Raw genomic sequence first — 12,245 nt, 5'->3', positions numbered from 1 at the left:
CGCATCTGTCTGGGTGCCGGATGCTCCGGCCGTGCGAAAATTGCTTTTCTGCCCGGAATAATGCTGCAAGTCGTGTCGTTATGGGGGGCTGTGATGGATCACCACACGGCCAGACGAGGGGGGTACGATGAAGAATGCATTGCGTGCAGGCGCTATCCTGCTGGCGGGCATAGCCTCTGTGCAGGCAGCGGCAGCGCAAGAGGCGGCAGCGCAGACGCAGCAGGATGATGAGCCGGCGGTCTGGCGCGCAAGTGCCGGAGCCAATTACTCCGAAGGCAAATATGGCGATACCGCGACGACCAAAGTCGTCTCCGCGCCTGTCGCCATCAAGTACCGCAAGGGCGGGTTTTCGATCCGCCTTTCCGTTCCCTGGGTCCATATCGATGGCCCGGGAAGCATTCTCGACACGCCGCAGGGGCGCGATGCCGGATTCGGAGACCTCAGTTCGGGCGAGGATAGCAGCAGCGGTGGGTCCGGAAGCGATGACTCATCGGGTTCCGGTTCGGGAAGTTCAGGTTCGGGATCTGACGATTCCGGCTCTGGAGGCTCTGGCAGCGGCGGTTCGGGTTCATCGGGCGGCGATGATGACAGCGGCAGCGGAGGCATCATCACGCCGCCAGTGCCCGGTGCGCCCATATCCAACAGCCGGGGCGGGCTGGGCGATGTCTCGGTTGCACTGGGCTACTCGCTGGAACTCGGCCGGTCGACTTGGCTCGACCTTGGCACGCGCGTGAAGCTGCCCACTGCCTCCAGAGCGAAGCGCCTTGGTACCGGCAAGGCCGACGTCACCGTGAGCGGTGATATCGTGCAGGACATCGGAAGCTTCAGCCTGTTTGCCGGTGCGCGCTATCGCTTTCTCGGCAAACCGGCGGGATCGGCGTTGCAGGACACCTGGGGGGCAAGCGGTGGGGTGAGCTACCGGCTTCCTGGCGGCACGATCGTCGGTGCTGATTATGACTGGCAGGAATCGGCGACGCCGGGTCGCATTGCCAGCAGTGAAGCTACCGGCTGGATCAACTTCGGTCTTTCGCGAAAGCTGCGCCTGCAGGTCTTTGCCAGCACCGGCTTCAACGCACGCAGCACCGATTTCGCCGGTGGCCTGTCGCTCAGTTGGCGCCTGAACTGAGGGGTTGAAGAAAATTCTGCAGCCGATGGAATAAGCCTGAATTGCTGTCGTTGTCGCCCCGATTGGAAAGAAGGGGTGATTGGACATGCTGCAGGACCTGCAAGCCCAGGGAAGCCTGGTTGCACCAAGCCAGGACGTAACAGGGACCATCGCGCGCAAGGGGCGGCCCTTGCGCGAGGATCGCCGCATGGCTGCAAAGCGGGCCTTTACCACCCGCCGTGTCGACCTTGATCTGGCGACACGGCTGCGCAGCGACGTAAGGCCGCGTGCGGGGGATCTGGTGCTGGCGCGGGTGGCGCAGCTCGGCCAGCACCAGAAGCTTGAATCCCCCCATGGTCGCCGCGCCCAGCTCTATGTCGGCGACGAAATCATCGTCGCCTATGGCGAACGCTACGCACCCGACCAGTTCGAGGCCATCGTACCTCAGGACCTTTCGGCCTGTGATCTGGTCGCCGGTGGTGGCGTCGCCGGTCTTGTCCTCAGCCGCCACGCCAAGATGCGGTCGGCCACGCGGATCGAGCCGGTTGGCCTGCTGGCCGATGATGATGGCAAGGTCATCAACCTCGGTTGGTTCGGACTGCCTCGCCTGACCCTGCCACCTCTCCTGCCCCCCGTCGTCGCGGTGGTCGGTACGTCGATGAATGCCGGGAAGACGACTGCTGCGGCCGGGTTGATCCATGGATTGTCGCGGGCCGGCCTCAATGTCGCTGCGAGCAAGGTCACGGGGACGGGCTCCGGTGGCGATCTGTGGACCATGCTTGATGCTGGCGCGCGCTCTGTTCTCGATTTCACCGATCATGGTCATACTTCGACCGCTGGCCTGACGCTTGACCGCATCGAGAGTGTCGCCCTTTCGCTCATCGCCCACAGCGCGGTATCGAAACCGGACATCATCGTCATCGAAGTGGCCGACGGCTTGCTGCAGCGCGAAACCGGCGCCCTCCTCAAGTGTGGCCGCCTGCGTGAGGCGCTGCACGGCGTGCTGTTCGCGGCAGGCGATGCAATGGGCGCGGTGGCTGGCCATGACTGGCTGGTGAGGGCGGGGCATCGGGTGCTTGGCGTGTCCGGTCTGCTCAGTGCGTCACCGCTTGCCGTGCGAGAAGCCGAAGCGGCGCTCGGTTGGCCGGTCCTGTCGCTGGCCGATTTGCGCGATCCCCTGACTGCGCCGAAGATCTGCTTCGCTGGCGATGCGAAATCGTGCCTCGCCTGATTTCCCCATCCATCGCGCGGCGCATGCTGCCTCCGGTTTCGGTGGCCGTTGCGCAAGCCTGCGCAACGCTCGTCGGCGCCGCGCTTGTGCACCGCGCAGCGCAGCAGCCGGCCGCCTCGCCCATAGTTGCGCTAGCGGTGGTCGCGCTGCTCTGCGCTTTCGGGCTGGAGGTGGCGCGCCGAAGGCTGTGCGAGGCGATTGGCTGGCACGAAGTGGCGCAAGTGCGCGCCGGGCTGTTCCGGCGCATCTTGCGGGCCGATCCGTCGCAGATCGCCCGCCAGCGCCATGGGGCCCTGCTGCAGGTCTTTGTTGGCGACCTGTCCGCCCGGCGCCAGTGGTTGAGCGACGGGTTGCCGCGTGCCGCCACAGCGCCAATCCTCGTGGCTGCCCTTCTGGCCTGGGCCGCGGCGCAATCACCATGGCTTTGCGCAAGGATCGCCACCCTTCTGTTGCTTGGCATGGCGGCAGGAGCCGCCCTGCTGGGCCCGATGTCGCGCGCGGTCCGCGAGGTGCGGCGCACCCGTGGGCGCCTGTCCGCCTTTGCTTCTGACACGATTGCAGAAATGGCGGACGGTGCCGTTCCCCCACGGCAGCGAGCCCGGCTGCGGCGCCTTCGGCGGCGCAGCGATGCCCTGAACCGTGCCGCGTTGCGGCGTGCCTGGTGGACCGGAACCCTGCGTGGTCTGCCGCACCTGCTGACCAGCCTGATCGTGCTGGTCGTGCTGCTCGATGGTGGCGCGATTTCAGGAACGGTCGTGGTGATCGGCACAGCTGGCCTTGCCCTGAACGACCTTGCCCGCGCGGCAGAGCTATGGATCTCCGCGCGTATTTCGGCGCTTCGCATCCGGCGCCTGATGCGCCTTCCCAAGGCGCCTCCGCAACCGGATTCCCTAGTGCTGGTCGACCTTGCCGAGCCCAGGCACCGCTTTCGACCTGCAAACAGACAGGACTGCGCATGACCGCTCTGTTCCCGATCCCGCAAACGGCTGCAATCACAATGACCCTGCCGCAGTTCGTTACCCTGCCGGCGACGCCAGCCCGCCGCTATTACGCGGTGATCCCCGAGAACTGCGCAAGCGATGCCGTCCCGCTCGTGGTGGTCCATGGGATTTCACGTAACGCCGCAGAATTGGCGCTGCGCTTTGGCGAACTTGCTGCGCTGCACGGCATCCCGGTGATCGCCCCTCTGTTCGAGCGCGGGAGCTTCGGCAGATATCAGCAAGTGCGCGATCCGGATGGCGCTCTGCATTGCGACGATGCCCTTTTCGACATCCTTGCAGATGCGGCTGTCCGGTTCGGCATGCATGGCGCGCAGTGCAACCTGTTCGGCTTTTCCGGCGGGGCTCAGTTCGCCCACCGGTTCGCCATGCTCCACCCTCACAAGGTGCGTCATTGCATCGCTGCCGCCTCCGGATGGTACACCATGCCCGATTGCTGCCTCCCGTGGCCACTCGGCCTTCAGGACGCTCCTGGCCCGATCGATCACGCCGCGCTCGCAGATGTCCGTTTCGACGTGCTGGTCGGCTCGCTTGACCGGCGGCAGGACAAAGCCTTGCGGCGCTCCGATGCCATTGACGCCGTGCAGGGCGTCCATCGCCTCCAGCGCGCCCGACGCTGGGACCGGGCCATGCGCAAGGCGGGCTTTTCATGCGGCCTGACGATCATTCCAGGCCTGAGCCACGCCTTCGGCGATGCCGTCCAGCTCGGCCTCGTCCCGCTTGTCCTACACCAGCTCGGCGCGGGCCGGGCCAAACCCGAGGAACCCGAAACATGAACACCTTTGCAAGGGCTATCGCCCCCGCAATCGCCCTTTGTGCTCTGCCTGCCCATGCGCAAGAGGTCAAAGCGGATGAGAAAGGCCTCACGCTTGATGCAGGCCCGCTGCAACTGAACCTCGGCGGACGCCTGCATCTTGACGCCAGCGTCTTCGACGATCCCGCCTTGCAACGTACAGGAGTGACCAGCGCCGACGTCCGCCGCGCCCGCATCGAGCTGTCCGGCAAGGTTGGCGAGATCCTGGGCTTTCGCGTTGACCGTGAATTCGCCGGGGCCAGAGGCTGGCGCAATCTCTGGGCCTCTATCGAGCCGGTGAAAAACCTCGAGATCAAGAGCGGCAACATGATCGTGCCGTTCTCGATGGAGGATATGCAAAGTTCGAATGCCACGCCATTTGCCGAACGCTCGATGGCATCTGCCCTAACCGGCGGCTTCGGCCTTGGCAGCGCGATCTCCTCCGGCGGCCGGAACTGGAGCGCCAGCGTGGGGTATTTCACCGATGCTCTCGCCAACGATGAAGGCCGCACCACCGAGCGCGGAAAGGGTGTGGTGGGCAGGCTCACGTTTGCGCCGGTTCGCTCACGCAAGGCAATCGTGCATCTGGGCGTCGGAGGAGAACGCAGGACATTCTCAGCGATCGAGCGCGTACGCTTTACCGCCGACCCTGGCTCCGTCTTCGCTCCTAACATCATGTCCAGCGGTACGCTCGGATCGCTCGAAACGCTCAGGGCCTTGAACGTCGAAGCAGCCGTCTCGCTTGGCCCGGTGCTGGTTCAGGCGCAGGCCCTGTCGCTCAAGTTGCATCGCACCTTGCGGGACGATCGCAGCTTCAATGGCCAGACCGTCCAGGTCGGCTGGATCGTGACAGGTCAGCGCCATGCTTACAGTGCGTCGAGTGGAATCTTCGGCGGTCCGGAACGTCGCAAGGGCGGAGGTGCTGTTGAAATCGCCGCGCGCTACAGCCGCCTCGATCTGGTCGATGGCACTTTCGACAGGGGCATCGGCCGCGCGCTCAGTGCCAGCGCAATCTGGACGATCAGCACCAATCTGCGCCTGCTGGCCACATACACCGACAACCGCGTCCGCTTCCCCAGCGGGGGCGCGCCGGTCAAGAATCGCGTGGGTGTCCTGCGTGCTCAGGTGAACTTCTAAAGCGGAGCCTTTCGGGTTGGCTTCCGCCGGGGCGGTCACCTGCTGGGGTGGCCGCCCCATTCGTTTGCGATCAGCGCCTGTTCTGCAGCCGCATCAAGCGGATCGGCCAGCTGCAGACGACGGTGGGCTGCCTCCAGCACGGCATCGTCGGCTCCGGCTGCCACTGCGTAGTCCCCGGTGTTGGAAGAGGTTCCGCCAGCCCCCTGCGCTTCGATCGTCCAGACGCCTTTCGTGTCGCGGCAGGCCACGGCCACCTTGCCACCTTCGCCAAATTCGCGGCACCAGCGCCCATCGGCCGCGCGCGCGGTCAGCGCCGGGGTGATCCTGCGGCCATCGGGCAGCTCTGCCGAAGCCAGCGAAGGCGTCCGATCCAGAGCGAGCGAGAACGGATCGCGATCAGGCGAGCCACCGCGAGGGGCAAGCACCACAGCGGCCACGAGGCTCGCCGCAATCGCTCCGCCCAGTGGCAGGGCATGGCGTCTCCACCATGGCGGATTGTCGTTGGCGGCCAAGGATGAGGGTGGGGACGGGGGTGGGGGCGGAACCGCAAGCGGAGCCGGTTCGCCAAGGCCGAGCCGTTCGAGCATTGCCGGATCGATTGGCGCCTCTGCCACCGGCGCAAAAGCCCCGGCGATCAGGGCGTCGTTTGCGCCCCATTCGTCGGCAAGGGCCTTGAGCTCGGGGTCGGAAGCAAGTTCAGCCTCGAATGCGTCAAGGTCTGCGCCGGTAAGCTCGCCGTCAAGCCATGCGGCAAGCCGTTCTTCGCGCGAAGGGGTCATGGTTGGGCATCCTTCTGCGTGAATTGCGTTTCGCCAAGGCATAAGGCGATCCTTGCCCTGGCCCGGGCAAGTCGGCTCATGACCGTGCCCACCGGCACCTCCAGTGTTTCGGCGGTATCGCGATAGCTGCGGCCTTCGATCACCACGAGGGCAAAGACCGCACGCTGATCATCGGGCAGCGCCTGCAGCGCGCGCTGGGCAGCGGACAGTTGCGACCGGTTCTCGACGGTCTCGCGCCCATCGCTGCCGGCAATACCGTGGAGGGCATCGACATCGATTGCCGTGCCGCGCCGCCGGGCAGCGCGCGCACCATCGATGTGAATGTTCTGCGCGATGCGATACATCCAGCTGTCGAGCCGCGTGCCTGGCTCGAACTGGTCGGCACGCCGCAGCGCCCTTTCAACCGTGGCCTGCATGAGATCGTCTCCATCGGCAGCATTGCCGGCCATGGCCTGGCAGAACCGCCGCAGGCGCGGCAATGTGGCGACTATAGCCGCGCGCATTGCTCCTGCATCGTGATTTGCCTGCTCCATCCATGCCCCCACAACGTCTTGTGCGTCCGGCTATTCCAACCCGCTCTCGGTCGCGCTACAAAAAAGTTGCCGACCATCGGAATAGCAGGCACTTGCAGTCGTTGTCGGCGCGTATCAAGCAGGATTTCATCCATGGACATGCGCGCCATCCTGTCAGGAATTGCCATCGGGTTGCTTGCAGTGCCCGTGTTCCCGCATGACCGCGATCCGCCCGAAACCCAGCGTGCGCAGGAACGGTTGGAGCGCGAGCAGGATCGCGCTGCCCAGCGCGCGGAAGAGCGCGCCGCCCGCTTCGAACGTGATCGCAGTCGCATTGAAGAACGGGAGGTGCGCGAACCGGCAAAGGCCGCCGAGGATCTCGCCAAGCTGGAAGCCGATCGCGCCGAGGATGAAGCCAAGGCTGCCGAGGATGCCGAAAGGGCCGAAGCGGACTACGAAAAGGAACTGGCAGACGAAGCCGAGGACGAGCTTGAGGATGCCGCCGAGCTTGCCGAGCAGTCAGACGACGACAGCCTTGAACGGGGAAGCAGCGCCGAAATCCGGGACATCGCCGATGGCGAACGCGCCGAACATGACGAGCGCGGATTTCCGGTCCGGCGCGGCGAAGTCTTTGCTCTGGATGTGCCCGAAGGCGTCTTGGTGCAGATACAGCGCTCCGGTTACCGGATCATCGAGCGGACCCGTCTCGAAGCGCTCGACCGCGACCTGCTGCGCCTTGCGGCCCCTAGCGGAACCAGCGCAACTCTCGCCAGGGATCGGCTGCGTGAACTTGCCCCAGGCGCCACAGTCGACGTCGTCCATTATTACGGCATGGACCTGACAGCTGGCAGCAAACCGCACAAGACACGTGAAAGAACAATGCCAACCCGCGCAAACGAAAGCTTTTCGGTTGGCGTGATCGATACCGCAGTCGTGTCGCATCAAGCGCTCGCCAAGGCCCGGATCGTTCCGTGGAGTGAAGGGGCCACGCCGCAGGCGCAGGCCCGGCATGGCACTGCAGTGGCCTCCTTGCTGGCCAGTGCCGGTCGTCCGACCATTTACAGCGCCAACATCTTCAGGGGCCCGGCGGATCGCCCATATACCTCTGCCGAAGTCATTGCCGCAGCGCTGGAATGGACTTTGCTCCAGGGCGCTCCGGTCATCAACATGAGCCTGGCCGGACCGCGCAACGCTATTCTCGACCGCCTCATTCGTGATGCGGTGAAGGCTGGCAAGGTGGTGGTCGCCGCGGCCGGAAACGGTGGCCCCACGGCACCGCCGTCCTATCCGGCAGCCGTTCCGGGCGTAATCGCAGTAACCGCGGTCGATAAAGATCGCCGGGTCTATCGGCTGGCCCAGCGCGGCAGGCATATCGCCGTTGCCAGCTACGGAGTCGATGTCCTGGCGGCAGAGGCCGGGGGTAATCTAGCGAGGTTCACCGGGACATCGTTCGCCACGCCGGTCGTTTCAGCCTGGCTCGGCCGCTGTCGCGCTACCGGCGCGGATGCTTCTGCCTGCCGGCTGCAGCTCAGGAAAGCGGCGAAGGATCTGGGGGCGCAGGGTTTCGACGAGACCTACGGCTTTGGACTGATCGAGTAGCGACGCGGATGGCTTTCCTTGCTGAAACCGGCATCGTGGATCACCCTGTCAGCAGCGCATTGGAACACTGACAGCGGATGAGCGGACAGATCGCAGGATTATTGGCGCTGGTGCTCTTCGCCCTGCTATTCGGCGTCGCTGCACTGACCGAGCGCGGACACATGTCCCTGCGCCGCAGCCCGAAGATGCGGCACGTCGCCTATACTCTCGCGCTTGGCGTCTATTGCTCCAGCTGGACGTTCTATGGCGCGGTCGGCAGCGCGGTCAGCGAGGGGTGGAATTATCTCCCGATCTATGTGGCGCCAGCACTGCTGCTTCTGTTTGCGCCAGCGTTCTTTTCTCGCCTGGCCGAAGAGGTCCAGCGCGAAAGAGCCTCGACCATTTCGGATTTCATCGCTGCCCGGTTTGGCCACGATCCAGGCGTTGCGCGGATCATCACGGTCATGGCGCTATGCGGCACGGTGCCCTACATCGCGTTGCAATTGCGTTCCATCGGGACGGCGATGGCCATCTCCTCCGGCAGCCCCATTGCTTTTCCGGCGATGCTGGCGGCGGCTTGCGTGCTGACAGTCTTCGCCATCCTGTTCGGTGCGCGACGCTACGAGATTGCCGGGCGCAGCGAGGGGCTGGTCTTCTCGATTGCGCTTGAATCGCTGCTGAAGCTCATCGCCCTTGCTCTCGTCGGCTTCGTTGCCGTGCTCGTGCTTGCCAAGGCGCCGCCGGTCGCATGGCAGAGGGCCTGGCTGGTCGTCGAGCAGCAGTTCGCACCCAGCCAGTTTACCGTCGAAACGCTGGTGATATGCGTGATTTCGGCTTTCGCGATCGTGGTGCTGCCGCGCCAGTTCTACATGGGCCTGGCCGAAGCCCACTCCTCGCGCGATCTGCCCAACGCGCGTCTCGGGCTGGCGGCCTATGTGCTGGCAATGGCAGCACTCGTCCTGCCAATCGCGCTGGCCGGCTTGGTTGCCCTTCCGCCGGGCGTTCCGCCAGACAGCTACGTGCTGCTCCTGCCACAAAGCAGCGGGTACCAAGGCATCGGCCTCGTAGCGCTTCTTGGCGGGATCAGTGCTGGCTCGGCCATGGTCATCGTCGATGCCGCCGCGCTTGGCATCATGGTCTCGAACGACCTGATCTTCCCGGCACTGCTGCGCAACGAGGGCCGACCTGCACCGGGGGATCTCGGACGCCGGATGCTGCTGGTACGGCGCGCCGCCATCGTCGGTATCGTCGGCCTCGCCTTGCTCTGGGCCATGCTGGTCGACCCCTCGCACTCGCTTGCCTCGATCGGGCTGGTTGCCTTTGCGGCCATGGTCCAGTTCGTGCCCCATCTCCTTATGGCGGTTGCCTCGCCAGGGCACGATCCGCTTGCGGCGCGGGCCAGTCTGCTTACCGGCTTCGCGCTGTGGCTCTACACGCTCGCCCTGCCGCCGGTCCTGCCTGATGCCGTGCTGGCATGGCTCGAGGGCTCATTGTTCAATCCCTTGCGCCTCCTTGGCCTGGGTAATGCCAGCCCCTTGGTCCACGGTGTCGCGTGGAGCCTTCTGGCCAACCTTGCCGTGCTTGCGCTGGTCAGGGCGGGCAAGCGCAGTGCGCCCCGCCTGCCGCGCTTGCTGTCTTCCGGGCGCACGGCTGGAAACCTCGCGGACCTGGCTGCTCTCACTGCCCGGTTCGTGGGAAACGAGCGAGCGATTGCCGCATTCCCGCCCGAACGTCACGGGCAGCCAGTCGACCGCCTGTCAGCCCGCCTGGCGCAGGATCTGATCTCCGGCGTGGTCGGTAATTCCTCCGCGCGGCTGCTGGTTGCCTCTGCCCTGGCCGGCGCAAGGATGACTGCGGCAGATGTGGCGCGCCTGCTGGATGAGGGCGGGCAATCTCTCGGCTTCTCGCGCCAATTGCTCGCCGCTACGTTCGAGAACCTTCAGTCCGGCGTGAGCGTGATTGACGCCGATCTTAATCTGGTGGCCTGGAACACGCGATATGTCGAACTTTTCGGCTATCCGGCTGACCTCGTCAGGGTTGGCGTCCCTATTGCAAATCTCATCCGATTCAACGTCATGCGGGGGGATTTTTCCGATCCGGTCGAGGTAGAGGTCGCCAAGCGCCTCAATCATTTGCGCGCCCGCCGTGCCTATCAATCGGAACGCAAGCATGGGGATGGGCGGATCATCAAGTCGGTCGGCGGCCCGATGCCGGGCGGAGGCTATCTCACGTCGTTCACCGACATCACCGAAGAAGCGCAGGTCCGTGCAGAGCTCACACGCACGCTTGACGAACTTGAACAGCGCGTGGCCGAGCGCACCCGCGAATTAAGCGAGGTGAATGATCGTCTCGCCGCTGCCACCCGTGACAAGACGCGCTTCCTGGCGGCGGCAAGCCACGACCTGATTCAGCCGCTTCACGCTGCCCGCCTGTTCGCGGCCGCGCTGGGGCGCAACCTCGAGGGTTCGCAAAAGGCTCTTGCCGAGAGGATCGACCGCTCCATTGTCTCGGGCGAAGCCTTGCTGCGCACGCTGCTGGATATCTCGAAGCTCGATGCCGGCGGCATCCACCCCAATCCCGAGCCGATCCTGCTGGCTCCGCTTGTCGAGGAACTGGTCGAGACCTTGCGTCCTTTGGCCGAGGCACAAGGTCTTGCGATCAGGCTCGGGCCGCTGCCCGGTGCCGTCGAGACCGACCGCGCCCTGCTGCGCTCGATACTGCAGAACCTTCTTGCCAATGCCCTTCGCTATACCCCGAAGGGCGGCGTGCTTGTTGGCGTGCGCCGGCGCGGGGCGGACCTGCGTATCGATGTGGTCGATAGCGGCGTCGGCATCCCCCCCGAACGCCAGCGCGAGATTTTCGCCGAGTTCACCCGGCTCGGCGTGGTGGAGGCGGAGGGCCTGGGGCTTGGCCTCGCCATTGTCGAACGCATTGCTCGCCTTGTCGGTGCGCGCATTGCCCTCGTGTCGCATGTCGGGCGGGGCAGCCGCTTCAGTGTGACGCTTCCGGCCTTTGACGGAGCGCCGCCGAGAGATGCTGCTCCCTCGGCAGTGCCGCTGACGCTGGCGCCGTTGCGCCCCCTCCGGGTTCTCGTCGTCGACAACGAGCAGGACATCATTGATGCCTCGGTCGCACTGGTCGAGAGTCTGGGGCACACCGTCATGGTCGCGAACAACGCTGACGCTGCGCTGGCGCAGGTCGTGCATGCCGATGTGCTCCTGGCGGACTATCACCTCGAAGCGGGCGAAGATGGCCTGTGCCTGATCGATCAGGCCCGCCTCCGCAATCCCGCGCTGGCCTTGGCCATGGTGTCAGCCGAGAACGGCACGGCGCTGCGCAATCGCCTGAGACTGCGGAAGATCCCCCTGTTTTCCAAGCCTGTCGATGCCGACGAGATCGCAGGTTTTCTTGCCCGTTGCGCCTCAGCTCTTCAGGTCGAGACCCAGTGAGCGGGCAATCAGGGCAGCTTGCGTGCGGTTCTGCACGTCGAGCTTGCGCATGATCGCGGTCATGTGCGCCTTCACTGTCGCTTCGCTCATGCCCAAGTCATAGGCGATCTGCTTGTTGAGCTTGCCGTCGAGCACGGCAAGCAGAACTTTGAGCTGGGTTGGTGTCAGGTCCGCCACTTCGCGGCGCATCTCTTCAACCGGCTCGGCGTTCGCGCTGGCCGGTGCCTGTCCGCTCAGGGCTGCGCGGATCGCATCTTCGATCGCCGCCAGGTCGGCATCCTTGCGAAGGAAGCCGACCGCACCGAATGCGCGCGCTTCGTCTGCAACTTTCGCCCCTTCGGCGCTCGAGACCACCAGGATTGGCACGTCGGGGCGTTCGGCGTGAAGCAGGGCAATGCCGGAGTAGCCGATCGCTCCGGGCATCTTCAGGTCGAGGGTGACCAGCGCGAGGTCGGATGCTTCGCTTGCTGCCCGCGCTGCTGCCGTAAGCGTTCCCGCCTCGATCACCCGGGCGCGGGGCGCCACGTTCGCCACGGCCAGCGCCAGCGCCTGCCGGAACAGCGGGTGGTCGTCGGCTACCAGGACAGTTTCGCTCACGTCGCTCCTTCATGGCCCTTGCCGCGTCGAAAAGGATCATCAGCGCGGTGCCGTGATGCAGCTTAT

Annotated in this window: 10 protein-coding genes; 7 read left to right on the top strand and 3 right to left on the bottom strand. The window is 65.2% G+C overall.

Translation table 11 applies throughout. The features are described from left to right. The first annotated feature begins 127 nt into the window (after window positions 1-127). From AC1Q5P_RS16345 to AC1Q5P_RS16325, 5 genes are all read left to right on the top strand, one after another. A complete protein-coding gene (locus AC1Q5P_RS16345) occupies window positions 128-1,126 on the top strand; it encodes a hypothetical protein (protein ID WP_492519505.1) in 999 nt (332 codons plus the stop codon). Window positions 1,127-1,211: 85 nt separating this feature from the next. After that, window positions 1,212-2,336: a P-loop NTPase family protein gene (locus AC1Q5P_RS16340; protein WP_492519504.1), complete on the top strand. Its 1,125-nt coding sequence runs from the start codon at window positions 1,212-1,214 to the stop codon at window positions 2,334-2,336. Between the two features lie 23 nt (window positions 2,337-2,359). Next, window positions 2,360-3,295 (top strand): ABC transporter transmembrane domain-containing protein, encoded by a 936-nt coding sequence (locus AC1Q5P_RS16335; RefSeq protein ID WP_039337639.1) that lies wholly within the window; start codon window positions 2,360-2,362, stop codon window positions 3,293-3,295. Beyond that, the gene (locus AC1Q5P_RS16330) at window positions 3,292-4,110 is read left to right on the top strand and encodes an alpha/beta hydrolase (RefSeq protein WP_492519503.1); all 819 of its coding nucleotides are present in this window, start codon (window positions 3,292-3,294) and stop codon (window positions 4,108-4,110) included. The genes AC1Q5P_RS16335 and AC1Q5P_RS16330 overlap by 4 nt, the downstream gene beginning before the upstream one ends. After that, a complete protein-coding gene (locus tag AC1Q5P_RS16325; protein ID WP_492519502.1) occupies window positions 4,107-5,264 on the top strand; it encodes an OprO/OprP family phosphate-selective porin in 1,158 nt (385 codons plus the stop codon). The genes AC1Q5P_RS16330 and AC1Q5P_RS16325 overlap by 4 nt, the downstream gene beginning before the upstream one ends. Window positions 5,265-5,299: 35 nt before the next feature. Here the strand turns inward: AC1Q5P_RS16325 and AC1Q5P_RS16320 are convergent, their stop codons facing one another. Together AC1Q5P_RS16320 and AC1Q5P_RS16315 are read right to left on the bottom strand one after the other, a co-directional pair. Then, a complete protein-coding gene (locus AC1Q5P_RS16320; protein ID WP_492519501.1) occupies window positions 5,300-6,043 on the bottom strand; it encodes an anti-sigma factor family protein in 744 nt (247 codons plus the stop codon). Then, a complete protein-coding gene (locus tag AC1Q5P_RS16315; protein ID WP_492476622.1) occupies window positions 6,040-6,546 on the bottom strand; it encodes an RNA polymerase sigma factor in 507 nt (168 codons plus the stop codon). Before AC1Q5P_RS16315 ends, AC1Q5P_RS16320 begins: the two co-directional genes overlap by 4 nt. 162 nt (window positions 6,547-6,708) lie before the next feature. Between AC1Q5P_RS16315 and AC1Q5P_RS16310 the strand changes: the two genes are divergently transcribed. Further along, the gene (locus AC1Q5P_RS16310) at window positions 6,709-8,154 is read left to right on the top strand and encodes a S8 family serine peptidase (RefSeq protein ID WP_492519500.1); all 1,446 of its coding nucleotides are present in this window, start codon (window positions 6,709-6,711) and stop codon (window positions 8,152-8,154) included. Window positions 8,155-8,231: 77 nt separating this feature from the next. Continuing rightward, window positions 8,232-11,582, top strand: a complete 3,351-nt coding sequence (locus AC1Q5P_RS16305) for a hybrid sensor histidine kinase/response regulator (protein WP_492519499.1) — start codon at window positions 8,232-8,234, stop codon at window positions 11,580-11,582. On the opposite strand, the gene AC1Q5P_RS16300 is transcribed toward AC1Q5P_RS16305, so the two are convergent. Beyond that, the gene (locus AC1Q5P_RS16300; RefSeq protein ID WP_039337634.1) at window positions 11,556-12,179 is read right to left on the bottom strand and encodes a response regulator transcription factor; all 624 of its coding nucleotides are present in this window, start codon (window positions 12,177-12,179) and stop codon (window positions 11,556-11,558) included. The genes AC1Q5P_RS16305 and AC1Q5P_RS16300 overlap by 27 nt on opposite strands. Window positions 12,180-12,245: the final 66 nt, after the last annotated feature.

The sequence above is a fragment of the Novosphingobium sp. GW835-FHT14H07 genome, from assembly GCF_058793515.1.
Note: the sequence above shows the minus strand (reverse complement) of the source record. Positions and strands in the feature narration are given on the sequence as shown.